The sequence below is a fragment of the Candidatus Defluviibacterium haderslevense genome (genome assembly GCA_016712225.1).
Classification (GTDB): Bacteria; Bacteroidota; Bacteroidia; order Chitinophagales; family Saprospiraceae; genus Vicinibacter; species Vicinibacter haderslevensis.
The window spans coordinates 1,414,026-1,439,306 of record JADJRL010000003.1; the positions used below are offsets into that span (position 1 = coordinate 1,414,026).

Below are 25,281 nucleotides of genomic sequence, written 5' to 3' on the forward strand. Positions count from 1 at the left end.
TTCACCAAAACATTTATTTTACCAATAAGATGTAAAGCTAATTAGATTTAGCTTGTTAATATTTCATTTATAATGAATTGGACGACCAAAACCTATAGGTTATTCCTTGTTTTAGACTTTAAGCGTTCGCCTTGTTGGTATTTTAATATCTTTGCTTTTTAATATTATGGATAAAATAAATCAAGTTCTAGATCTGGATTACATCGATATCATTGGTGCAAATGAACATAATCTTGATAATATTTCAATCCGAATTCCTAGAAACAAGTTAATCGTTTTGACAGGAATTTCGGGCAGTGGAAAATCATCTTTAGCTTTTGATACCATATATGCTGAAGGGCAACGACGATATATGGAAACTTTTTCACATTATGCCCGACAATTTATTGGTTCTATAGAAAGACCTGATGTGGAGAAAATAGACGGATTAAGTCCCGTTATTTCAATTGAACAAAAAACAACCGGTTGGAATCCAAGATCAACCGTTGGCACGATAACTGAAATATATGATTTATTTCGCTTATTGTATGCAAGGGCAGGAGATGCTTATTCTCATGCTACTGGAGAAAAAATGGTACGATATACTGAAGAGCAAATGGTTCAATTAATATTTGAACAATTTAATCAACAGCACATAACTATATTGGCTCCTGTCATTAGATCACGAAAAGGACATTATAGGGAACTTTTTGATCAAATAAGAAAACAGGGATTTAACAAAATTAGACTTGATGGCAATATCGTTGACCTCACACCCGGAATGCAGGTGGATCGATTTAAAATTCATGACATTGAAGTTGTTGTAGATCGAATTCAAATTGTTAAAGAAAGGGAAGAAAGATTAATTTATAGTCTACAAACCGCTTTACGTTTAGGAAATGAGGTTGTATTTGTTCAAACCATTGAAAATGGAATGCTACACCCTTTAAGCAAACGATTAATGGACCCTGTAACTGGTTTATCTTATGATGAACCTTCTCCAAATTCATTTTCTTTTAACTCTCCATATGGTGCTTGCCCAATATGCAAAGGAATAGGAGAGGTACATGAAATTGATATCAATCAAATAATACCAGATGACACCAAAAGTATAAATGAAATAGGGATTGTACCACTTGGAGAAGTAAGAGATACCTTAACATTTAAACAATTAAAACAAATTGCAGATCGTCATAAATTCAATTATGATACCCCTATAAAAAAAATTCCAAAGCAAGCATTAGATATAATTTTAAATGGTGGAGATGATAGTTTCCCTGCACCTCCGGGAAGTACCTGGTTTGAAGGAAACTATCATTTAGCTAATGAAGGCCTATCAAATATGCTTAGAAGATGGTATAATGATTCTACCTCCGAAAAAATAAGACAGTTTGCTGGTGATTTTATGACGATTCTGCCTTGTCCTTCTTGTAAAGGAACTAGATTGAAAAAAGAATCGCTCTTTTTCAAATTAGACAATAAGAATATTGCTGAATTAGCTAATATGGACATTTCTGATTTGGCCAAATGGTTAAATGATCTAGAATCAAGAATTTCAGACCGTCAGAAATTAATTAGTAAAGATGTATTAAAAGAAATTAAAGTCAGGCTTGATTTTTTATTATACGTTGGACTGGACTACCTTAATTTAAACAGACCTATAATGACCTTATCTGGTGGTGAATCACAGCGTACAAGATTAGCTACTCAAATTGGTTCACAACTCACTGGAATTACTTATGTTTTGGACGAACCTTCCATTGGCTTGCATCAGAGAGATAATCAAAGACTAATAAAATCATTAAGAGAATTAACAGACATTGGAAACACTGTAATAGTAGTGGAACATGATAAGGATATAATGTTGGCATCCGACTATATTATTGACCTTGGTCCGGGAGCTGGCAAACATGGAGGACAAATAGTAGCTGAAGGAACACCAAAACAATTTTTAAAAAATTCTGATTCTTCTACTGCAAAATATTTAAATGGTCAATTAAAAATTGAAATTCCTAAAAAAAGGCGCAAAGGAAATGGCAATTTTATTACTATATACGGAGCCACTGGTCATAACCTAAAAAACTTAAGCATTAAGTTTCCACTAGGTACATTTATTGCAATTACTGGAGTTTCGGGAAGTGGAAAGTCCACATTAATTAATGACACTTTATACCCATATTTAAGAGAATTTTTTTATAATAGTTTGCAAAGACCATTAGCTTTTGATAGAATTGAAGGAATTGAATTTCTAGATAAAGTTATTGAAATTGATCAAAATCCTATTGGAAGAACACCAAGATCAAATCCCGCAACGTATACTGGAGTATTTACAGAAATTAGAAATTTATTTTCCATACATCCTGAATCTAGAATAAGAGGTTATAAACCTGGAAGATTCTCATTTAATGTCGCAGGTGGAAGATGTGAGTTGTGTGAAGGTGGCGGAATGCGTGTAATAGAAATGAATTTCCTTCCTGATGTTTATGTATTATGCGAATCATGTCGCGGAAAAAGGTATAATAAAGAAACATTAGAAATTCTATATAAAGGAAAATCAATAGGAGATATTTTGCTTATGACTGTTGAAGAAGCAACTTCCTTTTTTGAACATATTCCAAATATTTATAGAAAATTAAGTACATTACGTGATGTTGGATTAGATTATATTACTTTAGGACAACAAGCGACCACACTTTCTGGCGGTGAAGCACAACGAGTTAAATTATCAGAAGAACTATCAAAAAAAGATACAGGAAAAACATTATATATTCTGGATGAACCAACGACTGGACTACATTTTGAAGATATAAAACACCTACTCGCCGTATTACAAAAATTAGTAGATAGAGGGAACACCGTCATGGTTATTGAACACAATTTGGATGTAATTAAAGTAGCAGATTTTGTATTAGATTTAGGTCCAGAAGGAGGAAAACAAGGCGGTCATATCGTATCCTTCGGCACACCTGAACATGTTGCAAAAGAAGAAAAATCTTTTACAGGCCAATATCTCAGAAAAGAATTATTATAATCAATTAATTTGTTTTAATATTCAATTGGTCATTGCTTTCTTAATTGTATTTAAGGAAATAACATTATTCATTATAAGAACTCCTATTAAAATTAAAATCAATCCGACTATATCATTCCAAACTATTTTTTCATCATCAAAAAATCCAATAATTAATGCAACGATTGGCATCAGATATGTAACACTTGCAGCAAACATTATATTCACTTTTTTGATAAGAATATTAAATAAAGCCATTGCTAGAGCACTTCCTAAAATACTTAGAGCTAATAAATGGTAAAAAGCATTGCCCTCACTTAGAGCAATTTTAATTTGATCGAATGATTCTGTATAAATAGCAATTGGTATACAAAATATTGATAAGGAAAAATAGAGTAAAGCAGTTAAATGTAATCCGGAAATCATATTTAAATTTTTCTTAATTACATTTGAATTTATTCCATATAAAAATGGTACTATAAATGCAATTAACAGAAAAGATAATTCAGCATTTAACTCGACTTTAGATTTAAATAATATTAACACTAACGCACCTATAAAGGCAATGATTGCACCTAATCTTTTTGATAACTCATTCTTAATACCAAAAAAGAAAACACCAATACCAAATGTACAAATAGGAGTAAAAGCATTAATAATTCCTGCTAATGAACTGGATATCCTTTGTTGTGCAAGTGGATATAAAAAAGCGGGTAGAAATGAACCGATAATTGCTATAATAATTATGGTTAGGTACTGTTTTTTATTAACTTTTTGTAATGCCCTTGGTAAAAAAGGACTTAATACTACTGCGCTGATTATCATTCTTAATACTGATATTTGGATTGGTGAAAAACTAGTTAGACTATGTTTAATGAAATAATAGCTAAATCCCCAAATGACAGTAAGTATAAGTAATACAATCCATGATAAGAAACTGGGTCTATCCATTTATTAAAAAATTCATTACTCTAATTATGATAAAAACTTTAACAAATGACAAATTTAGACATTTTTAATAAAGATTTATTATATTTAACAAATTGTGAATCACGACGGAATATAAGATTTAAGAATAATTCCTTAATCATTTAATATTCCATTGTAAAAATACATTTTTGAATCATTTACCAGCTATAAATAAAGTCAATTTCAATAATTTGTTATTAATTTTGTAGCATGAAGAATTTTAATATTTATGCAATTGTGTGTATTGTTATTCTTGGATTAAATTGCAATAATGACAATAAACCAAAAAAACTCAAATTCACCATTATTCATGAATATCCTCATGATCCTCAATCCTTTACTCAAGGTCTGGTTTGGGAAAATAATGTTTTATATGAAAGCATTGGTTTAGAAAATAAATCAAAGCTATTAAAAGTAGATATGATTACTGGACAGGCTTATGATACGATTCATATGGATGATCATATTTTTGCGGAAGGAATTTGTGTATTAGATTCCTTTATATATCAATTAACTTGGCAAAATCATTTTGTATTCGTTTATCGTAAATCCAATTTTGACCTAATAAAAACATTCAATATTGCAACTGAAGGTTGGGGAATATGTTCAGATGGTCAAAATTTATGGGTTAGTGATGGCACAAATACCTTATATTATTATAATCCAAATGATCTTGGATTAATAAAAAAGATTTATGTAAAAAATAAAAATGTAATGATAAGTCAATTGAATGAATTGGAATATGTTGATGGTTTTATTTATGCAAATCAATGGAATAGAAATGATATTTATAAAATTGATCCAATAGATGGTAAAGTGGTTGGTATCTTAAATCTATTTGATTTAAAAAATAAAGCTGCAACAAAATATTCTAATATTGATGTATTAAATGGAATTGCATTCAATTCTGAATCCAAAACTTTCTATATTACTGGGAAATTTTGGCCCACCTTATTTGAAATAAAAATTGAATAATATACCCTCGTCATAACATTGAATTTAAAATTAAAATCTTAATCATTCAAAAACAATAAGAAATTACTAACATTTTTTGAAGTAGGTTTCTTTCACACCATTTAAGAATTCAAAAAATTTAATCAAACGACTTACTCAATTTCCAAAAATTTCTGAATATAATCTCTTATCATGACCATAAATATCTTTACGAAATTGTAATCGCTTCGAATCGTCTACCCATGAAGTTAAGTACGTTATAATTACAGGAATGTGAGGTTTAATCTGAACGATGGTTTCTTTTTCAGAATACATGAGTTCATTTATTTTATTTTCTGTATAAAATTCTTCAAACCTTAAAAGATATTTAGCCAACTTTTGTGGTTCACTTAATCGAATACATCCATGACTAAATGCTCTAGTTGTTTGATTAAATAATTCCTTTGCTGGTGTATCATGAAGATAGATATTAAAATGATTTGGAAATACAAACTTTACTTGCCCTAGTGCATTGTTCTTTCCTGGTTTTTGGCGAATAGTATAAGGAAATGATTTTTTATAATTACTCCATTGAATCGACGATGCAGAAACGCGCTTGCCATTTTTTAATATTTCCATATTGTTTTGGGACAAATAGTTCTCATTTCTTTTTATTTTTGGAATCAATTCATTTATAATGATACTGGAAGGGATATTCCAATATGGGCAAAAAACAACCATTGATAAAATACCCATGAATATATTAGTAGCTGTAGCTTGTTTACCAACAACAACCTTTAAATTCCACTGTTCAATACCATTTTCGTAAACTTTTAATCTAAAATCTGGAATATTTACTAATAAATAATTATTTGGAATCGTATCCGGCATCCAACGTAACCGTTCCAAATTTATCATAATTTGCTTGATTTTATAGGATATTGGTTGATTTAATTCATAAAATGTACTTTCATCAAGCACACCATTCTCAATAAAACCATTTCTTTTTTGAAATAATTTAATGGATTCTTCCATACATTCATCAAACAAATCATCATGATCAAACTCCAAATAATCTTGAGTTAAAAATAAATTATCTTTGACCATTTCTACTATGGGCGAACGATCACCTTTAATCAATGTATTTGGCAGTGCTCCCATTAAACACCATAAGCCTTCCTTTTCAATGTGACTATATTTCTTTAATTCATTTTTTAGAGCTTTGTAAAAACTATTTACGGGTTCATATATTTCGTAACCTGCTTTAGCATTCACTAATGTATCAATCAAATAATAAAAGTTCTTTTTCTTCCTAGGAATAAACCATTCCAAATCTTTAATATTTTTATCAATTCCATAATATACTCGATTTGCATACTTAAAAAAAATGGCCGTTAAGTGTATTTCAATTAACAATTTTTGATCATCATTCAATTTACAATCCTGATCATTCATTAAAAAAGGATTGATCAAACTTAGTAACGACTCATCTATTAAGGTTGAGTCATGAAAAATTACTTGGTATTCATATAATGCATTTATAAATGTATTAGCTCCTACAGTAAAGATATTATTGCTAAACCAAGCAAACTGGAAATTTCTTCTTCTGTAAAAAGAGCTCATGTCTTCCTTAAATTTAGTGAGAGACGACTGATTTTCTAAAAAATCATATACATAACAACTATCTAATTTTTGACTACTGTAATCAAGATTCCTATAGACTTGACTATCTTGGCTAATGACTCTTTCAATTTTAATTTTCTTACAAGAGTTAAACATCAAAAAGTAAATTAAAAACAACAACACTATAATGGCTTTAGCGAAAAGCACATTTATACTATTATTAATCCTACTTATTATTGTTTTAATTATGTTCTGCGTATATATTTAATAATCCACCATTTGCAATAATGGGCGCAATTTTAATCATCACGTCTATTGGTAATGCGGGACAACCAAAACTTCTTCCTAATCTACCGTATTTTTCTATAAAACTATTGCAAACATAATGAGCTCCATGTATTATAATTTCTCTTGCTCTAGCATTTTCATTAACACCCCTTTCTAATCCATTTAAAAGTATGGCTTCGCCATGTTTTGGACTCTGGATAATTTTTCCAATATTATAAAATCCCAAACTGCTTTTTAAGGATTCAGGTTGATTTGAAAATGAAGTAGGAATAAGACCCCCTGAATTCTTTCCATGCGCAACAAGAGAATTGATTATCAATGACTTATGTTCCAAATCTATAACACAAAATCTTTTTAGATTTGATGGTTTTGTAAAATCACAAATTGCAATTATTGGCTTTGAAGGTTTATATTTAGCATATCCCTCCATGGATTTCTTGAAAGCTTCAAATCCAATAATATTTGTTAATTTGAGTTCCTTATATAAATTTTCATATTCTGTGACCGCTACAGATTTACCCTCTATCGCTTTTGAGGGTAATAAAGGTTCTGAAAAGTAAATATTAAGTAAGGTTAACCAATAAATAAAATTCATAAACCAAAGATAATTATAATTTTCTATAATTGATCAATTAAAATTTTAGAATAATTTAAACCACAATACACATTTATTCATAGTCTTAACCTTGATATCAAATTATTTTGAGCGGATAAAAATTAACATATCATTATTTTTTATAAATGGATTTCGTTAATTTTTGTTAATCAATTCAAAAGAGTTTTATGCATCCAATCAAATAATTTTGACTTAACTTTATTTTAACACCATATGATCCAATTAGAATCGTCTACATATATTTTAAAATTTCTTCGATAAAAATTGAGCTGCGTTAAAAATAGATTTTGATGATAAGTATAATTATAAAATAAAACCACTTGTATAATTTCATGTTCCAATTTCTATTTCATTATCTTATTGTTTTAAAACATATTAAATTATTACATAATATAAAATAGTACTCATATTCATATTATTATAATTGATTTATGAAATGTTAATAGTTTTTAAAATTAGATATTTTAGTAGAATAAAAGCAACCTTTTGTCGATCATACTTGTCTTATGTTAAGAATAATGCAAAACTTTGCAGCATTATTGGATTAATATAATCATTGTTATAAATAAATTAAGAATTATTAATAAATAAATATTTGAATTATGAAACAGTTACTATTAGGGGGGTTATTATTATTAAGCGCGTTTTCTAATGCACAGTATAAGGAGATTACGCATCCAGCAAATTTTCGTGGTGTAATTTATGATTTATCTACCAACCTTCCAATTGAAGGCGCCATGATAAAAATAGAAAATCAAACTAATGAGTTTATCACAATGAGCGATGTTGAAGGTTATTTTTTTCTGATCGGTGCACCAAATGGTGGATTTAAAGTTAAAATTTCAATGACTGGCTATGAAGATAAAATATTGGAAAATGTACAGCGAATAACTGATGTTGAATATCATTTAGGTTTGGAACAAAAGAAGGTTCAGCATTTTGATTTAAATTAAAATTTATCCCATTGTAGATAATAAATTATACCTGGTCTTTTTGATCAGGTATTTTTATTTAAATTACATTCATCGACAACAAATTTCTTAATCTTTCATTTCCAATAAATGATATCTTTGCGCTTTTATTCAAGTTATGAAACATAGTTTTCCGGTTAAAATCAAAGATGTTCAAAAAGAGACAGAAAGCTGTATTTCCATATCATTTGATATTAATGATGAGCTTAAAGACCTTTTTCAATATAAACCTGGTCAGTATATAACAATAATTAAGAATATAAATGGGACTGATTTTCACAGATCTTATTCTCTTTGCTCCAGCCCATTTGATAATGAATGGCGCGTAGCCATTAAAAAGATTGAAGGAGGCGTTTTTTCTACCTACGCCAATGATCATTTTAAAATAGGAGATTTAATCGAAATTATGCCTCCTGATGGCAAATTCACTACGAATATTAATGAAATAAACACTAAATCATACCTGTTTATAGCTTCTGGTAGTGGAATAACACCTATTTTATCTTTAATCAAATCTATTTTATTAATTGAAAAAAATAGCCAAGTAACACTCATATATGGAAATCAAAAAAGTGATGCGATTATCTTTAAAAATACACTTTTAGCTTTAAAAGATAATTACTTACATCAATTTCAAGTACATTTTATCTTGAGTCAGGAAGCTCAAGATGAGGAACTATTTAACGGTAGGATAAATGCTGATAAAATTATTAACTTTAATAACAAAATATTCTTTCCTGATCAATTAGACGAAGTTTTTATTTGTGGCCCTGAAGAAATGATCATGACTGTAAAAGAAGTATTGATTTCATGTGGTATTAATGAACATAAAATTCATTTTGAGCTCTTTGGTGCTCCTATTTTAAACCTAACAAAATTAAAACCTCAGGAATCCTCTGGTCAAGTTTCAAAAATTAATTTAAAAATTGATGGTAGAACCTTAAGTTTTTTATTACCCTTTGGAACTCAAAGTATACTTGATGCGGCCCTTAATAAAAATGCGAATTTACCTTATGCATGTAAAGGAGGTGTTTGTTGTACCTGTAAGGCAAAACTAATAGATGGTGAAGTAAGCATGAATGTTAATTATGGTTTGGAACCTGATGAAATAGCAAATGGATATATTTTAACCTGCCAATCTTATCCAAAAACTACAGAAATTAACATTGATTTTGATCAATAATTAAAGTTTTCTGTTATTGTAACAAATATTATAAAGTACTTTTGATCTATTGGGTGCAAATTTGCTTTAAAACAAAGACTTATGGATATATCAGTATTAAATAACAAATTCCAACATCGAATAGATCTTGAAGAAAAGATTGAAGCGAAGGATTGGATGCCAGATGGTTATAGAAAAACACTCATCCGCCAAATAGCTCAACATGCTCATTCTGAAGTAGTTGGAATGCTTCCTGAGGGAAATTGGATCTCCAGGGCACCAACACTTAAGCGAAAGGCCATCCTTTTAGCTAAAGTTCAGGATGAAGCTGGTCATGGTCTATATTTATATAGTGCTGCCGAAACACTGGGGATTGATCGTGAGACTTTATATGAAGAATTAAATTCTGGTAAGTCAAAATATTCTAGTATTTTCAATTATCCTGCTTTAACCTGGGCAGATATGGGTGCAATTGGTTGGTTAGTCGATGGTGCAGCAATTTTAAATCAAGTTGCACTTTGCCGAACTTCTTACGGACCATATGCTAGGGCTATGGTGAAAATATGTAAAGAAGAAAGTTTTCATCAACGGCAGGGATTTGAAATCATGCTCACTTTATGTAATGGAAGTGAACTTCAAAAAAAAATGGCCCAAGACGCACTTAACAGATGGTGGTGGCCATCACTTATGATGTTTGGTCCAAGAGATTCAGAATCTCCAAATTCAAGTCAAAACATAACTTGGAAAATAAAACGATTTACAAACGATGATTTACGTCAAAAATTCGTTGACATGACAGTTCCTCAAGCAACCATTTTAGGTTTAACTATTCCAGATGAAAAATTGTCTTGGAATAGTGAACGAAATCATTACGACATGGGTGAAATAAATTGGGAGGAATTTTGGAATGTTTTAAATGGAAATGGACCTTGCAATAAACAGCGTTTAGATGCTCGAAAAAAAGCACATGAAAACGGTTCTTGGGTTCGGGATGCTGCTGTTGCTTATTCTTCAAAAAAATTTAAAAAAATGGCTTCTTAGCCAATATTTATTAACTAAATTAAATAATCTATTTTGAATACTTGGCCACTTTTTGAAGTATTTATTAGAAGTAAAAATGGGTTAGACCACAAACATGTTGGTAGCCTTCATGCAACAGATGCAAAGATGGCCATTGAAAATGCAAGAGATGTTTACACCAGAAGACAAGAAGGAGTAAGTATTTGGGTTGTAGAGTCTAATCTGATTGTATCTTCAGATCCTGCAGAAAATGAATCACTTTTCGATCCTGCTCAAGATAAAATTTATAGACATCCTACATTCTATAACTTGCCAGATGAGCTAAAACATATGTAATGGATAATTCCGATAAAGCAATTTTTGATTTTATTTTGATCCATGCTGATAACTCATTAATCCTTGGTCAAAGACTTGGAGAATGGTGTGGACATGGTCCCGTTCTAGAACAAGACATAGCCTTAACTAATATTGCTTTAGATTATATTGGCAGGGCAAGATTATTATATCAACTTGCAGCAAAAATTGAAAATAATAATCGTACTGAAGATGATCTTGCTTTTTTAAGAGATGTAATGGATTTTAAAAATGTACTGCTGGTTGAACAAGAAAATGTAGATTTTGCATATACCATTGTAAGACAATTTCTTTTAGAAGCATTCAATCACCCTTTCTTTAATCAATTAATAAATTCTCAAAATATTAATTTATCAGAAATTGCACAGAAATCTATAAAAGAGACAACCTACCACTTGAGGTGGTGCAGCGAGTGGCTTATTCGACTTGGTGATGGAACCGAATTAAGCCATATCAAAGTTCAGACTGCAGTTAATAATTTATGGACATATACCCAGGAATTATTCAAACCTGTTGAATCAGAAATAGAAATGACAAAACAAGGAATATGCCCTGATTTACAATTAATTCATAAAATTTGGAATGAAACTATTGATCGCGTCTTTTTAGAAGCCACTCTAATTAAACCTGATTCTGTGTGGATGCAAAATGGAGGGAAGTCAGGAGTTCACTCGGAACATTTGGGATATATTTTATCTGACTTGCAATTTATGCAAAGAGCTTATCCAGGTCTTGAATGGTAAAAACCTCAATTTTATTATCATTAATTAAATTCAATATTAAATAAATTAAAGTTCATATAAACACTAACCATTGAATCAATTTGCAATAAAATATATTTCTAAAACTCAATTTATAGACATTGATTCTAGTAATGTAAAATTTAGATTATTTAATAAGATTGATATAATCCAAAAAATAAAGTACTTCACCAAAAAATTAAATGATTCTATTCAAATTGCATTAGTAATTCAAAATCAAAAAATGAATAATTTACTAAATCTGAATTGGATTAGTCTATACACAATTTTTAAAATCAAATATATTTCCTTATTTTGTAATAATTGCCTTCAAAGAAAAGAAAATAGAATTAAAAAATTATTTACTAATACTGATTTTTTAAAAATACCAATTTTACTAGTTACAAAAACACTCTAAAATATATGTTTACATTAAAAAATTTCAAATCACTCTTTAAACGATCTCAAACTTTAGACTCCCATTATAATTTTTACTTTAATTAAACTTATGGAAATTGGAATCATTGGATTAGGAACTATGGGGCAAGGAATAGCTCAAGTTTTTGCAACAGCAGGATATGAAATAATGTTGTTTGATACTTTTGAGGGTGCCACTCAAAAAGCCAAACTTTCCATTGAAAAATCATTAGAACAATTGGTTCAAAAATCAAAATTATCAACTACTGAAGCAAAAATTATTGAATCAAAATTTCATTGGAAATCTAATTTAAATGAATTTTATTCATGCGAACTTATTATTGAAGTAATAAAAGAAGATTTATCTTTGAAAAAAGAACTCTTTAGTCAATTAAATAAAATTATTTCAGATACTTGTATAGTAGCTACAAATACATCTTCATTGTCTATTACTGCTCTGGCATCAACCGTTCTTTTTCCTGACAGGTTTATCGGAGTGCATTTCTTTAATCCTGCAACAATAATGCCTTTAGTGGAAGTAATTCCAGCTATCCAAACTTCGCAAAAAACTATTGATACTGTGAAGCAAATTTTATTGAAAAGTAAAAAAGTAATTGTACAAGCAATAGATACTCCAGGATTTATAGTAAATCGATTAGCAAGACCATTTTATGGAGAAGCTATAAAAATGTATGAAGAGGGAATAGCTGACATTGAAACAATAGATTGGGCTATGACCGAAATTGGAGGTTTTAAAATGGGGCCGTTCACATTAATGGATTTCATTGGTCATGATATAAATTATGCTGTTACTGAAAGTATTTTTAATGCTTTTTATTATGATAGCAGATATAAACCTTCGTTTACTCAAAAAAGATTATTGGAAGCAGGATTTTTAGGTAGAAAATCTGGTCGTGGTTTTTATCAATACCATAATTCTGAAATTAAATCAACTCCAAATAAAGATTTCACACTCGGTAAAAATATAGTGAATCAAATTTTGGTAATGCTCATTAATGAAGCTGCTGAAGCTTTACTTTTACAAGTTGCAACTAAGGAGGATTTAGAACTTGCGATGACAAAGGGTGTAAATTATCCAAAAGGTTTATTGACTTGGGCTGACGAAATAGGTATACAAAATTGCGTTAATCAATTAGATGAATTGTTTAACAAATATCATGATACCAGATATCGATGTTGTGTACTATTAAGAGAATATGCTGCAAAAAATATGACTTTTTTTCAATAACTTGTTTCATAAATGAAAACTGCAGAATTAGTGTTTAATAAAATGTTTAACTCAGATAAGTTTAGTCAATGGTTAAATATAGAAAAAATACTTACTAATGAAGGACATTGCATATTAAAAATGCACGTTAGATCAGATATGATGAATGGACATAATGTGGCTCATGGCGGTATTTCTTATTCGCTTGCTGACAGTGCTTTTGCATTTGCCTGTAATAGTTATGATCAACTAAGCCTTTCTATAGAGACATCAATAACCCATACTAATGCGATCCGTGAAAACGACATATTAATTGCTGAAGCAAAATTGATTACCCAATCAAAAAAAATTGGTACTTACGAAGTAATTGTTAAAAATCAAGAAGACATTATTGTTGCAGTTTTTAAAGGCGTTTGTTACAGGACTAGTCAAAATGTAATTTAAAATATATGGATACATTTATAATTGATGGAACAAGATCTCCAATAGGTTCATTAGGTGGATCTTTAGCTTTGGTTAGAACTGATGACCTCGCTGCTCACAGCATTCGATCATTAATGAATAAATATCCCTTTATAGATCCATTAGATATTGACGATGTTATACTAGGATGTGCCAATCAATCTGGAGAAGATAATCGCAACATTGCTAGAATGGCTTCTTTATTAGCTGGATTACATTATAAAGTTGCAGGCGAAACTATAAATCGATTATGCGCATCGGGAATGTCGGCTGTTATTCATGCTCATCGAGCTATTCAAACAAACGACGGTCATTTATTTATTTCTGGTGGCGTTGAAGGTATGACTCGAAGTCCCTGGATCATTTCTAAAACAAGCTCTGCTTTTGGTCGAGATGCTAAAATGTATGATAGTACCTTTGGTTGGCGTTTTATCAATCCCTCTTTAGAACAACAATATGGCTGTGATAGCATGGGTGAAACGGCTGAGAATCTAGCTGTCAAATACAATATTTCAAGGTTCGATCAAGATTCTTTTGCTTTCTGGTCACAGGAAAAAACAAAAAATGCTTTTTTAGCAAAAAGATTTTCTAAAGAAATAGTACCAATTGCTATTCCTCTTGGAAAAAATAATTCTATGTTATTTGAGAAAGATGAGTTTCCTAAACCTGATTCGACTTTAGAAAAACTAAGCAGTTTAAAACCAGCTTTTCGAACCAATGGTACAGTTACAGCAGGTAATTCATCCGGATTGAATGATGGTTCTGCAGCATTATTAATTGGATCATCCACTATTATTGATAAATATCAATTCAAACCTTTAGCTAAAATTATTTCCTCAGCGGTAATTGGCACTGAACCCAAATTTATGGGAATAGGGCCAGTTGAAGCTAGTAGATTAGCCTTAAAAAAAGCAAATCTTAAATTAGAACAGATGGGAATTATCGAAATCAATGAGGCCTTTGCATCACAAGTACTATCTTGTACCCGTGAATTAGGTATAGATGATCGTGACGATCGAATTAATCCAAACGGTGGAGCCATTGCCTTAGGTCACCCATTGGGAATGTCTGGCTCAAGATTAATCCTGACAGCAGCTCACGAATTACATGAAAAAAATGTTGAATTTGCATTATGTACTATGTGTATTGGGGTCGGCCAGGGATATGCCGTTATTATTCAACGGGTTTAATCTATCTGAATATTTATTTTCCTACAAAATAACATTTTTATAATGGATAAAAAATTGTTTTTAACATCAAAATTTATAAACTTATTGCAACCTCTTGACCCAAATTCAAACGGGAAGTGGGGACTTATGAATGTTCATCAAATGGTAGAACATTTAATAGAATCTTTTAAAGTTGCTAATGGAAATGTTATAGTGAACGAAATTATTACCCCTTTAGAAAAACTAGAAAAAATGCAATCTTTTATTCGTTCTGAAATACCTTTTAAAGAAAATACAAAAAATGCGTTAATGCCTGATACACCTGCTCCGATCATAAATATAGACTATTTAGCTTCATTAAAAAATTTACAATTTGAAATCAATGAAATGTATCATTTCTATGATGTTAATCCAAATTCTAAATTGAGAAATCCATTTTTTGGAGATTTGGATCTTAGTTTAAATGAAGCTTTATTATTTAAGCATGTTACACACCATTGTAAACAATTTGGAATTACCATTATAAATTAATTGAAATATGTTATTAAAATTAAAAAATTATATTGAAGATCAATGGATTGAAGGAAATAATGATGGTCAAATTTTAATGGATTCAGTTAAAGGCGAACCCATTGCCATAGCCTCATCTTCCGGAATTGATTTTGAAAAAATGCTACAGTATGGTCGAAAAGTCGGAGGCAATAATTTAAGAAAATTAACCTTTCATGAAAGAGGTAGGATGTTAAAGGCCTTAGCATTATTTTTGACAGAACGCAAATCTTTATATTATCCTATTAGTTATATGACGGGTGCAACTAAAACTGATAGTTGGGTTGACATCGATGGAGGAATTGGTACCCTTTTCGCTTATGCAAGTTTAAGAAAAAAATTTCCCAACCAAAAATTTTATGTGGACGGAGACCCGGTTTCTTTATCGAAATCAAATACTTTTATTGGACATCATATTATGGTTCCAAAAGAAGGTGTTGCCATTCATATAAACGCATTTAATTTTCCAATATGGGGAATGTTGGAAAAAATTTCAGTCAATTTATTGGCAGGTGTTCCTGCTATAATAAAACCTGCTACTGTAACTTCTTTTCTAACAGAAGCCGTTTTCAAAGATATCATTTCTTCTGGTATTTTACCGAAAGGATCCATCCAATTAATTTGCGGGTCTGCAAATGGTATTCTGGACCATGTCATTTCTCAAGATGTTGTCACCTTCACGGGTTCATCACAAACTGGTAGACAGTTAAAGGCACATCCTAAAATAATTAGTGAGTCTGTTCCTTTTAACATGGAGGCAGATTCTTTAAATTGTTCTATACTTGGATTGGATGCTGCTCCAGGTAGTAAAGATTTTGATATATTCATTAAAGAAGTGCATAGGGAAATGACTACTAAATGTGGTCAAAAGTGTACTGCCATCCGAAGGATTATTGTTCCCCAAAATTATTTATCAGATGTTCAAATTGCATTAAGTTTAAGACTACAAAAAACAATTATTGGGAATCCTAATAACGAAGAAGTCAAGATGGGTGCCCTAGCTGGTCCAATTCAATTAAAAGAAGTAAAAGAAAAAATTATAGCGCTATCTAAATTAACACCCATTGTTTATGGTACTTTAGATCCAATTTCTGTTGTTGATGCAGATGGAAGTAAAGGCTCTTTTATATCTCCTATTTTGATGTTGAATGAGCAACCTTTTAAATATTTAGATTCACATGAGTTAGAAGCATTTGGCCCTGCAAGTACTTTGATTCCATATAATGATTTAGATGAAGCTATAGCAATTTCAAAATTAGGTAAGGGGTCATTAGTAAGTTCAATCATTACCTCTGATAAAACAATTGCTACTTCTTATGTTTTAAATGCTGCATCGCACCATGGACGGATTTTAATATTAAATGAATCCTGTGCAAAAGAAAGTACCGGACACGGATCACCAATGCCCATGTTGGTTCATGGTGGTCCTGGAAGAGCAGGTGGTGGAGAAGAAATGGGTGGTTTACGTGGTGTGAAACATTATTTGCAAAGAACTGCTATTCAAGGTTCTCCAGATATGATTACTCAAATTACTCAAGTTCATCAATATGGATCAACTGGCCATGAAAAAGAAATTCATCTATTCAAAAAGTATTTTGAAGAATTAAATATTGGCGATATGTTAGTAACTGCTAAACACACAGTAACCGATGCTGATATTACCAATTTTGCAAACCTTAGTGGAGATCATTTTTATGCCCACATGGATGCTACTTCACTGGAAGGAACCATTTTTAATCAACGCGTAGCACATGGATATTATATTTTATCAAAAGCCGCAGGTTTGTTTGTAGATGCAAAAAAAGGACCTGTTTTATTAAATTATGGAATAGATGAGTGCCGCTTTACAAAACCAGTCTATCCGGGGATGACCATTTGTGTAAAACTAATAGTTAAAGAAAAAATCGAACAAGAAAAAAAATCTGAAGACGATATTGATAAGGGTATTGTTAAATGGTTGGTTGATGTTTTTGATGAATCCGGTGATTCAGTAGCAATAGCCACCATATTGACTATGGTAAAGAAAAAATATCCATCTATTTAAATTACTCATTTTTCAAATAGAATAATTATGAATGTTAATTTAGTGAATGATGAACAAATAGACAATTTAGATAAAATTGGCTATTTAGATGTTTTTGTAGATCCCAATTTGGATTTAATTTCAGAAATTAATCATTTAAAAAAAGAAAAAAATGCTGTCATCTTAGCTCATTACTATCAAGATCCTGACATTCAAGATATCGCTGATTTTGTTGGAGATAGCCTTCAATTATCTCAAGAAGCAGAAAGGACAACTGCAGATATGATTGTATTTGCAGGTGTGCATTTCATGGCTGAAACTGCAAAAATTTTATCTCCAAATAAAAAAGTTGTTCTCCCGGATTTAAAAGCGGGTTGTTCTTTATCGGATTCATGTCCAGCTCCCTTATTTGCAAAATTCAAAGAAAAATATCCAGATCATATTGTGGTTAGTTATGTAAATTGCAGTGCAGAATTAAAAACATTAACTGATATTTGCTGTACTTCATCTAATGCTGTCCATATTATAAACAGTATCCCTATTGATCGTGATATTATTTTTGCTCCTGACAAAAATCTAGGTGCATATTTAGAAAAAATAACAGGTCGTAAAATGATCCTTTGGAATGGCTCTTGCATGGTTCATGAAATATTTTCGCATGAAAAAATAACCAAATTAAAAATTAAACATCCTGAAGCTCTAATTATTGCCCATCCTGAATGCGAATCTGCTGTATTAGAATTAGCAGATTATATTGGTTCAACAAGTGGTTTGCTTAAGTTTATTCAAAAAAATGAATCCCAATCATTTATTGTTGCCACTGAATCAGGAATCATTCATCAAATGCAATTAGCATCTCCAAATAAAACTTTTATTCCGGCCCCACCAACGAATCATTGTGCATGTAATGAATGTCCACATATGAAACGCAATACTTTGGAAAAATTATATCTCTGTCTAAAATATGAGTTACCTGAAATTATTCTTTCAGATTATGTTCTAAAAAATGCAAAAAATGCAATCGATAGAATGTTAGAAATAAGTTTAGCAGCTGGGCTTTAGGATTAATTTTTAATTAATTTTAATTTAGGGTATTATGTTGGGGTCTAAAAATATTAATGATTGAATCCTAAGAAATTAATTTAATAATTTCTTCAATATTATTACGTTCATTAGATAATCTGGGTACTTTTTGTTGTGCTCCAATTTTATTTCTATTTTTTAACCATTTCATAAATGTACCAGAAGGTGCTATGTGCAACTTTAATCGCTCCATTGCTAAACCTTTGTACCTTTTAGCTTCATAATCCGAATTTAATTTTTTCAAATTATCATCCAATACATTTGCAAAAGCTTCAGCATCTTCAGGGGGTTTCTCAAACTCAATAACCCATTCATGTCCACCTTTACTATTTGTATTTAAAAAAATAGGCGCTGCCGTATAATCTCGTACTAAAACCCCAAATTCTTTACTTGTTTTTGCAAGTGCTTCATCTGTATTTGCTACCATTAGCTCCTCTCCAAATACATTAATAAATTGTTTAACCCGCCCCGTTATTTTAATTTTATATGGAGAAGTTGAAGTAAATTGAATGGTGTCTCCTATTTTGTAACGATAAAGTCCAGAATTTGTGGTTATAACCATTGCATAATTTTTTCCCACTTCAACTTCATGAAGTAATTTAGTTTCAGGAAACTCTTTTTCCCATTCAGCCATTGGAATAAATTCATAATACACACCATTATCTAATAAAAGCAACATATCATCGTGCCCAAAATCATTCTGAACTGCAAAATAACCCTCAGAAGCATTGTAGGTCTCCATATATGACATTCCTGGATTTGGAAAAAAAGTTTCAAATGGCTTCCTATAAGGAACAAAACTTACTGCACCATGCACAAATGCTTGTATGTTGGGCCAAATTTCTTGGATATTCTGCTTTCCTGTAATTTCTAGCAATTTTTTGAATAATACCATAGCCCAAGTAGGTGTTCCAGCTATCATTCGAATATCTTCATTCAAACAATTAGTTGCTATTAATTCTAATTTTTCTTCAAAATTAGGTATTAAATTAATATCTAAACTTGGACTAATAAATGGTAAAGCAAATTTTGAAGTTCTTTGTAAAATAACAGCTGATACATCTCCAATAATACTACCTGGATATTCTTTGAGGTCTTTATTTAAGCTACCAACCAATAGTATACTTTTTCCTTCTACAATTTTTGGATTCTCAAGATTCTCATAAAGCTTAGCCACTAAACGCCAACTCCCCTTTGTATGACAATCTTTATGATTTTCATTAGTGATGGGTATAAATTTACTTTTATCGGCTGTAGTCCCCGATGATTTAGCAAAATATTTTACCCTTCCTGGCCATAATATATCCGTTTCACCTTGCATCATACGATTTATATCATTTTTAAACAAATCGTATTCACGAATAGGAACTCTTTGCTGCCACTCTTCTTTTTTGGTTATACTATCAAATTGATATCTTAAACCCCATTCAGTATTTCTGGCTGTCTTTAGTATGGTCTTTAATTGGGCAGTTTGGGTTTCATGTGGTTTTTCAATAAAATTCTCAATTTGGCCTTGATGCACTTTTAAGTATTGTGACCATATGGCGTTAATTAAGCTATTCATTTATTGATCTTGATGGATATTTGCCTCAAAATTAACAAATTGACATATAAAAATAGCATATTTTAATCTGGAATACGTATCTCGTAGACCTTGCGCATCTTATTTGGTAAACTTGACTTCAATAACCAAGGATTATATAATTTTAACTTGCGATATGTTATACCATGATCGTGGGCAAAATCAGCCAGACTTTCTATAGTTGTATCTATGACAACAGACTTATACTTATCCATTTTTCCATATCCTAAGTGAGAATCCATATAGAAGCCATATTTTTCAGGATTCTGCATTATTTCTTTAATCGCCAGTATTCTAAAAACGTATCTATTGGTCTCATCACTTAAATTAAGATCATAATAATTATCTTCCTTTTGTTCCTCAATTGCACTTTGCAAGCCATTTGGTCCCATATTATAAGCTGCCGCGACTAAGGTCCAGGAACCAAATTTTTGCTTTATTTTTTTAAGGTACTGACAAGCAGCAAAAGTTGATTTCTCAAAATGATTCCGCTCATCAACAAATTCTGTAACTTCAAGACCTAATTCTTTTGCAGTCGGATTCATAAATTGCCAAAAACCTTTTGCTCCGGCAGATGACATCGAATTTCTAAGAGAGCTCTCTGCTACAGCTAGGTATTTCAAGTCGTCAGGTATACCTTCTTTCTCAAAAACTTCTTCAATAAACGGAAAATATCGTTTTGCTAATTTTAAATGGAGTATTGTTGAAGTATGTTGATAGGTATTGGATAATAATTCTCTTTCTAATCTTTCAGAAACATCAAAATTTTCAATTGGAATTATTTCATCTGCAAAATAATATTTTGAATCTAAGGGTATAGGTACAATTTTTTGTATTAATGAATCAAAATATTGGGATGTGGGTGTTTTAGAACTAATCAACAAAAACATAACTAAAATTAAAAAACAACCAATACCAATTGTTATTCTTTTATCGATTCTATTTTTCATATTTTACCATCGCTTTTTAGAAAATTATCAATTATAAACTAAGTTTCTCTAAATGAATTTCTTCACCGTAAAACAATTTTGTTGTTTTTTCAAAATGAACTGACCAATCGGTAACCAAAAATTGATCTCTTTTATTTTTTATTTCATTATTCAATAAATTTTCCTTAATTAAAATTGATTTTAGCTTAGCTGCAACAACTTGTGAAGAATCAAAAATTTTTATTTTATAATTATAAAATGCTTCAATTTCATTTTTAATTAATGGATAATGGGTACAAGCTAATACTAAGCTATCAATACCCTTTAATTCTGGAAGGTCCAGATATTCATGTAAAACTGCATTGCTTATGGAATTATTATAAAACCCTTCTTCAATCATTGGAGCTAATAATGGCGTAGCAACTGCTGAAAATTTCAGTGTTTTTTTTCTTCTTATAAGCTTGTTTTGGTAAACATTAGACTGAATTGTTGTTTTAGTAGCTATTATTCCAAGATGTTTTATACTTTCGTCGGCTACTACAATTTCGATCATGGGATCGATGACATTAATTACAGGGATACTTCCTTTATGTTGATCTCTCAAAAGCTCATAGGCTGCTGCCGAAGCTGTGTTACATGCTATTACGAGTGCTTTACAAGACTTTTCTTTTATTAAATAATTTGCAATTTGCGATGCATAATATCTAATCAAATCCATCGACTTATCACCGTATGGCATATGACTGGTATCGCCAATATAAATGATTTGTTCGTTTGGAAGGATTTTATTGATTGCTTGTGCTACAGTAAGGCCTCCAATTCCAGAGTCAAAAACTCCAATTGGGCGATCCGAGTAAATAGACAAATTTTAAATGCCTAATTTGGTTTTCACTAATGCAGTTATATCCATACTTTCTTGAGCATATAATAGAATTCCCGCACTTGAATCGAAAATATAGGTAAACTGATTTTCTGTAGCAACTTGTTTAATAATATTATTTACTTTATCTAAAATGGGTTGTAAAGTTTCTTGACGCTTTGTTTGCAACTGTTTTTGCATCTCTTGTTCAAACTTACCCAATTCTCCTTCTTGTTCTTTTAATTTTTTAGCTTCTTCCTCCAACGCTTTTGGAGAAATTTCACCAGATTGTTCTTTTCTTTGAAGGTCTTTATATTTCCCTTCTAAATCTTGAACCATTTGTTGCCCCTTTTTTTCCAATTGAGCTTGAAGGGCTTGAAGGTTTGCATCAGCTTGTTTTACTTCAGGTAATTCTGACAACAATGCTTGAGAATTTAAATATCCAAATTTTTGTGCATGGATTACCGTTCCTGAACCAATTATGAAACAAAATAATAAAGTTAATATATTGATTTTCATGATTTTATAAAATTTTATTCGCGCAAATATACATTTTTTTTAAAAATATATTGACATAATTATTTACCTGTTGGTTTGAATTTTTTGATGATGTCATCGGTCTTATCTAATTCTTTACTATAATAGATGACACCTGCCGATCCGCTGGTATCAAAAATAACTTCTAAACCTTTTGAAATTGCATATTCTTGAATGGCTGCATAAACTTTATCTTGAACGGGTCTTACTAAATCTTGCCTTTTTTTGAATAATTCTCCTTCTTCTCCGAATTTATCTTTTTGCATTTTACGAGCTTCCTTTTCGCGATTCATAATTTCCTCTTCCTTTCCTTTGCGTTGTTCTTCTGTTAAAAGCACTTGCTCGGCTTGATATTTATTATATAATGCTTTTATTTTATCATACTCTACTGCTATTTCTTGCTTCCAAGTTGCTGCCACACGATCCAATTCGTCTTGAGCCTTTTTGTATTCATCAATATTGTCTAATACTTTATTAACATCTACTAATACAAATCGCTGAGCCTTTACACCATTAATAATGAATCCAATGGAAAAAATAACGATAAAAAATTTTACTAGTTTCATTTTGTTTAAATTATAGAATTTTAAAATCAAGTACATTGTCATTGATGAAAGCACAATATTTCATCCAATAATGTTAGTAACTTAAAATTTATTGCAATAGTTTGTTGGTTTATTTGTTTAACGTGAACTTAACTATTAATAATAGAATTAAAAAAATTAAGCTTCTTTTTCAATAGATTCAATATTGGTCTTTTCATCAGAAACATGCTGTCCGGTTAAAGGCACTGGCTCCGCTGATTTATCCTTATGATAAGGAGATGGGCCAATTAATCTTTCAACATCAGACCTTAATAATACTTCCTTTTTAAGAAGTTCAGCAGCCAATATATCCAATTCTGGTCTCTTTTCAACTAATAAATTTTGTGCTCTAATATACTGAATATCAATAAGTTTTCTAACTTCTTCGTCCATTAGTTTAGCGGTTTCTTCACTATATGGTCTTTGAAAATTCTCTTGAGCCATACTATAAAATGAAACATTGCCAACTTTTTCATTCATACCAAAAACTGAAATCATACTATATCCCATCTTAGTTACAGTATCTAAATCAGATTGAGCCCCTGTTGAAATTTTATCGAATATTATTCTTTCTGCTGCTCGACCACCCATTGTCATGCATATTCTGTCTAGCATTGCTTCAGTTCTAGTTATATATTCTTCTTTTGGTAAATATTGAGCATACCCAAGGGTCCCTATACCCCTAGGAACTATAGTAACTTTAACTAACGGACTTGCATAAGGTAAGTACCAACCACAAATTGCATGTCCTGCTTCGTGAAAAGCAATAACTTGTTTTTCATCTGGTGAAATTAATTTGTTTTTCTTTTCCAAGCCACCGATGACTCTATCTAATGCAAAATTAAAGTCATCCAAATCAATTTCTTTTTTATTTCTTCGGGCTGCAACCAAGGCAGACTCATTACAAACATTTGCAATATCTGCACCTGCAAATCCTGGCGTCATCTCAGCTAAGACTCCAGGTGTAACCTCTGCAGAAAGTTTCAATTTTTTTAAATGTACTTTGAAAATTTCAGCTCTACCCTTTAAATCTGGTGGATCAATTGATATTTGTCTATCAAATCGACCGGGACGCAACAAAGCACTATCTAAAATATCTGGTCTATTGGTAGCTGCCATCAAAATTACACCATTGTCAGTACTAAAGCCATCCATTTCAACCAACAATTGATTTAAGGTGTTTTCTCTTTCATCATTCCCGCCCTGCATTTGATTTTTACCTCTGGCCCTGCCTACTGCATCAATCTCATCTATAAAGACTATACAAGGTGCCTTTTCACGGGCTTGTCTAAACAAGTCTCTAACTCTTGAAGCCCCAACGCCGACGAACATTTCAACAAAATCAGAACCAGAAATAGTAAAAAAAGGTACACCTGCTTCTCCAGCTACAGCTTTAGCCAATAAGGTTTTTCCTGTACCCGGGGGTCCAACTAATAATACACCTTTTGGAATTTTGCCTCCTAAAGAAGTATATTTTTTTGGATTCTTAAGAAAATCAACCACCTCCATTACCTCCTCCTTAGCTTCGTCAAGTCCCGCTACATCCTCAAAAGTTGTATTAGTCATACTGTTTTTTTCAAACAACATAGCTTTTGATTTACCTATATTAAATATTTGGCCTCCAGGTCCAGATCCACCACCACCTACTTTCCTCATTATCAACATCCAAATACCAAGTATTAATAAAAAAGGTAAAACAAATGATAATATCGGCCCTAACCAATTTTGTTTTTCAACATAACTAAGTTCTATTTTATTAGGCAAACGCTCATTTAGTTTATCAATTTTATTTGCAAAATTTTCTTCGGGTCCAATATTAAAAAAATAATGGGGTTTTACTCCTAGTGATGATTTCCCGGCATCTTTATATTCATCTTTAGTTAATGCCTCCTTTTTGAGATATATGTAAGCATATTTTTTATTCGTAATTTCGACTTTATCAAGGTCGCCTTTAAGAGCCATATCTTCAAATCGGCTAAAACTAACCGGATCCTTAGTGGGGTTGGCTATATAAAATAGATTAACTCCAATTATTGCTAAAAATAGTATGCCGTATATCCAATAGGAATTAAATCCTTTGTTTCCATTATCCTTTTTTTTCGGAAGCGGATTATTTTCTTGATTTTCCATGTTTTCTAATTAAATTCGTGTTCTCAATAAAAATTTATCTAATAACGAAGATTTGTGGTAAACA

22 protein-coding genes are annotated in these 25,281 nt (G+C 30.9%); 13 read left to right on the top strand and 9 right to left on the bottom strand.

Annotated features, from left to right (window positions below):
- Positions 1-166: 166 nt before the first annotated feature.
- Positions 167-3,010 carry an excinuclease ABC subunit UvrA gene (uvrA, locus tag IPK88_05740; protein ID MBK8242905.1) on the top strand — a complete coding sequence of 948 codons (2,844 nt, stop codon included), beginning with the start codon at positions 167-169 and terminating at the stop codon, positions 3,008-3,010.
- 21 nt (positions 3,011-3,031) lie between these two features.
- On the opposite strand, the gene IPK88_05745 is transcribed toward uvrA, so the two are convergent.
- Positions 3,032-3,940, bottom strand: coding sequence for a DMT family transporter (locus tag IPK88_05745; protein ID MBK8242906.1), 909 nt, complete (start codon positions 3,938-3,940; stop codon positions 3,032-3,034).
- Between the two features lie 228 nt (positions 3,941-4,168).
- On the opposite strand from IPK88_05745, the gene IPK88_05750 reads away from it, so the two are divergent.
- A complete protein-coding gene (locus IPK88_05750; protein ID MBK8242907.1) occupies positions 4,169-4,933 on the top strand; it encodes a glutaminyl-peptide cyclotransferase in 765 nt (254 codons plus the stop codon).
- A gap of 135 nt (positions 4,934-5,068) precedes the next feature.
- On the opposite strand, the gene IPK88_05755 is transcribed toward IPK88_05750, so the two are convergent.
- Both IPK88_05755 and IPK88_05760 read right to left on the bottom strand, forming a co-directional pair.
- Positions 5,069-6,670, bottom strand: a complete 1,602-nt coding sequence (locus IPK88_05755; protein MBK8242908.1) for a L,D-transpeptidase family protein — start codon at positions 6,668-6,670, stop codon at positions 5,069-5,071.
- Between the two features lie 85 nt (positions 6,671-6,755).
- On the bottom strand, positions 6,756-7,397 hold the full coding sequence (locus tag IPK88_05760) for a murein L,D-transpeptidase catalytic domain family protein (GenBank protein MBK8242909.1): 642 nt from the start codon (positions 7,395-7,397) through the stop codon (positions 6,756-6,758).
- 623 nt (positions 7,398-8,020) lie between these two features.
- On the opposite strand from IPK88_05760, the gene IPK88_05765 reads away from it, so the two are divergent.
- From IPK88_05765 to nadA, 11 genes are all read left to right on the top strand, one after another.
- Complete coding sequence (locus tag IPK88_05765) at positions 8,021-8,371, top strand: carboxypeptidase-like regulatory domain-containing protein (GenBank protein ID MBK8242910.1); 351 nt, start codon at positions 8,021-8,023, stop codon at positions 8,369-8,371.
- 136 nt (positions 8,372-8,507) lie between these two features.
- Positions 8,508-9,572 carry a 2Fe-2S iron-sulfur cluster binding domain-containing protein gene (locus IPK88_05770; protein ID MBK8242911.1) on the top strand — a complete coding sequence of 355 codons (1,065 nt, stop codon included), beginning with the start codon at positions 8,508-8,510 and terminating at the stop codon, positions 9,570-9,572.
- An 81-nt stretch (positions 9,573-9,653) separates the two neighbouring features.
- On the top strand, positions 9,654-10,592 hold the full coding sequence (gene paaA, locus IPK88_05775) for a 1,2-phenylacetyl-CoA epoxidase subunit A (protein ID MBK8242912.1): 939 nt from the start codon (positions 9,654-9,656) through the stop codon (positions 10,590-10,592).
- A 30-nt stretch (positions 10,593-10,622) separates the two neighbouring features.
- On the top strand, positions 10,623-10,907 hold the full coding sequence (gene paaB, locus IPK88_05780) for a 1,2-phenylacetyl-CoA epoxidase subunit B (GenBank protein ID MBK8242913.1): 285 nt from the start codon (positions 10,623-10,625) through the stop codon (positions 10,905-10,907).
- The gene (paaC, locus tag IPK88_05785; GenBank protein ID MBK8242914.1) at positions 10,907-11,668 is read left to right on the top strand and encodes a phenylacetate-CoA oxygenase subunit PaaC; all 762 of its coding nucleotides are present in this window, start codon (positions 10,907-10,909) and stop codon (positions 11,666-11,668) included. The genes paaB and paaC overlap by 1 nt, the downstream gene beginning before the upstream one ends.
- A 505-nt stretch (positions 11,669-12,173) precedes the next feature.
- Positions 12,174-13,331, top strand: a complete 1,158-nt coding sequence (locus IPK88_05790) for a 3-hydroxybutyryl-CoA dehydrogenase (protein ID MBK8242915.1) — start codon at positions 12,174-12,176, stop codon at positions 13,329-13,331.
- A gap of 12 nt (positions 13,332-13,343) precedes the next feature.
- Positions 13,344-13,754 carry a hotdog fold thioesterase gene (locus IPK88_05795; GenBank protein ID MBK8242916.1) on the top strand — a complete coding sequence of 137 codons (411 nt, stop codon included), beginning with the start codon at positions 13,344-13,346 and terminating at the stop codon, positions 13,752-13,754.
- Between the two features lie 5 nt (positions 13,755-13,759).
- On the top strand, positions 13,760-14,962 hold the full coding sequence (locus tag IPK88_05800; GenBank protein MBK8242917.1) for an acetyl-CoA C-acyltransferase: 1,203 nt from the start codon (positions 13,760-13,762) through the stop codon (positions 14,960-14,962).
- A gap of 42 nt (positions 14,963-15,004) precedes the next feature.
- Complete coding sequence (locus tag IPK88_05805; protein ID MBK8242918.1) at positions 15,005-15,472, top strand: hypothetical protein; 468 nt, start codon at positions 15,005-15,007, stop codon at positions 15,470-15,472.
- 7 nt (positions 15,473-15,479) lie between these two features.
- Positions 15,480-17,534: a phenylacetic acid degradation bifunctional protein PaaZ gene (paaZ, locus tag IPK88_05810; GenBank protein MBK8242919.1), complete on the top strand. Its 2,055-nt coding sequence runs from the start codon at positions 15,480-15,482 to the stop codon at positions 17,532-17,534.
- Positions 17,535-17,561: 27 nt separating this feature from the next.
- Positions 17,562-18,575, top strand: coding sequence for a quinolinate synthase NadA (nadA, locus tag IPK88_05815; protein ID MBK8242920.1), 1,014 nt, complete (start codon positions 17,562-17,564; stop codon positions 18,573-18,575).
- A gap of 67 nt (positions 18,576-18,642) precedes the next feature.
- Here nadA and IPK88_05820 read toward each other — a convergent pair whose 3' ends face one another.
- From IPK88_05820 to ftsH, 6 genes are all read right to left on the bottom strand, one after another.
- A complete protein-coding gene (locus IPK88_05820; protein ID MBK8242921.1) occupies positions 18,643-20,160 on the bottom strand; it encodes a GH3 auxin-responsive promoter family protein in 1,518 nt (505 codons plus the stop codon).
- A gap of 62 nt (positions 20,161-20,222) precedes the next feature.
- Positions 20,223-21,068 (bottom strand): lytic transglycosylase domain-containing protein, encoded by an 846-nt coding sequence (locus tag IPK88_05825; protein MBK8242922.1) that lies wholly within the window; start codon positions 21,066-21,068, stop codon positions 20,223-20,225.
- A gap of 91 nt (positions 21,069-21,159) precedes the next feature.
- Positions 21,160-21,966, bottom strand: a complete 807-nt coding sequence (gene murI, locus IPK88_05830) for a glutamate racemase (protein MBK8242923.1) — start codon at positions 21,964-21,966, stop codon at positions 21,160-21,162.
- 9 nt (positions 21,967-21,975) lie between these two features.
- The gene (locus IPK88_05835; GenBank protein ID MBK8242924.1) at positions 21,976-22,485 is read right to left on the bottom strand and encodes an OmpH family outer membrane protein; all 510 of its coding nucleotides are present in this window, start codon (positions 22,483-22,485) and stop codon (positions 21,976-21,978) included.
- 59 nt (positions 22,486-22,544) lie between these two features.
- Complete coding sequence (locus IPK88_05840; GenBank protein MBK8242925.1) at positions 22,545-23,069, bottom strand: OmpH family outer membrane protein; 525 nt, start codon at positions 23,067-23,069, stop codon at positions 22,545-22,547.
- A gap of 156 nt (positions 23,070-23,225) precedes the next feature.
- Positions 23,226-25,217 (bottom strand): ATP-dependent zinc metalloprotease FtsH, encoded by a 1,992-nt coding sequence (ftsH, locus tag IPK88_05845; GenBank protein ID MBK8242926.1) that lies wholly within the window; start codon positions 25,215-25,217, stop codon positions 23,226-23,228.
- Between the last annotated feature and the right edge of the window lie 64 nt (positions 25,218-25,281).

Excerpts from the sequence above, each read along its gene's own strand:
- IPK88_05835 (MBK8242924.1), bottom strand. The coding sequence starts at position 22,485 with ATGAAAATCAATATATTAACTTTATTATTTTGTTTCATAATTGGTTCA.
- IPK88_05760 (MBK8242909.1), bottom strand. The coding sequence starts at position 7,397 with ATGAATTTTATTTATTGGTTAACCTTACTTAATATTTACTTTTCAGAA.
- IPK88_05795 (MBK8242916.1), top strand. The coding sequence starts at position 13,344 with ATGAAAACTGCAGAATTAGTGTTTAATAAAATGTTTAACTCAGATAAG.
- paaA (MBK8242912.1), top strand. The coding sequence starts at position 9,654 with ATGGATATATCAGTATTAAATAACAAATTCCAACATCGAATAGATCTT.
- uvrA (MBK8242905.1), top strand. The coding sequence starts at position 167 with ATGGATAAAATAAATCAAGTTCTAGATCTGGATTACATCGATATCATT.
- IPK88_05840 (MBK8242925.1), bottom strand. The coding sequence starts at position 23,069 with ATGAAACTAGTAAAATTTTTTATCGTTATTTTTTCCATTGGATTCATT.
- nadA (MBK8242920.1), top strand. The coding sequence starts at position 17,562 with ATGAATGTTAATTTAGTGAATGATGAACAAATAGACAATTTAGATAAA.
- paaZ (MBK8242919.1), top strand. The coding sequence starts at position 15,480 with ATGTTATTAAAATTAAAAAATTATATTGAAGATCAATGGATTGAAGGA.
- IPK88_05800 (MBK8242917.1), top strand. The coding sequence starts at position 13,760 with ATGGATACATTTATAATTGATGGAACAAGATCTCCAATAGGTTCATTA.
- IPK88_05765 (MBK8242910.1), top strand. The coding sequence starts at position 8,021 with ATGAAACAGTTACTATTAGGGGGGTTATTATTATTAAGCGCGTTTTCT.
- IPK88_05790 (MBK8242915.1), top strand. The coding sequence starts at position 12,174 with ATGGAAATTGGAATCATTGGATTAGGAACTATGGGGCAAGGAATAGCT.
- IPK88_05750 (MBK8242907.1), top strand. The coding sequence starts at position 4,169 with ATGAAGAATTTTAATATTTATGCAATTGTGTGTATTGTTATTCTTGGA.
- IPK88_05755 (MBK8242908.1), bottom strand. The coding sequence starts at position 6,670 with ATGTTTAACTCTTGTAAGAAAATTAAAATTGAAAGAGTCATTAGCCAA.
- ftsH (MBK8242926.1), bottom strand. The coding sequence starts at position 25,217 with ATGGAAAATCAAGAAAATAATCCGCTTCCGAAAAAAAAGGATAATGGA.
- IPK88_05805 (MBK8242918.1), top strand. The coding sequence starts at position 15,005 with ATGGATAAAAAATTGTTTTTAACATCAAAATTTATAAACTTATTGCAA.
- IPK88_05820 (MBK8242921.1), bottom strand. The coding sequence starts at position 20,160 with ATGAATAGCTTAATTAACGCCATATGGTCACAATACTTAAAAGTGCAT.
- paaC (MBK8242914.1), top strand. The coding sequence starts at position 10,907 with ATGGATAATTCCGATAAAGCAATTTTTGATTTTATTTTGATCCATGCT.
- IPK88_05770 (MBK8242911.1), top strand. The coding sequence starts at position 8,508 with ATGAAACATAGTTTTCCGGTTAAAATCAAAGATGTTCAAAAAGAGACA.
- IPK88_05825 (MBK8242922.1), bottom strand. The coding sequence starts at position 21,068 with ATGTTTTTGTTGATTAGTTCTAAAACACCCACATCCCAATATTTTGAT.
- IPK88_05745 (MBK8242906.1), bottom strand. The coding sequence starts at position 3,940 with ATGGATAGACCCAGTTTCTTATCATGGATTGTATTACTTATACTTACT.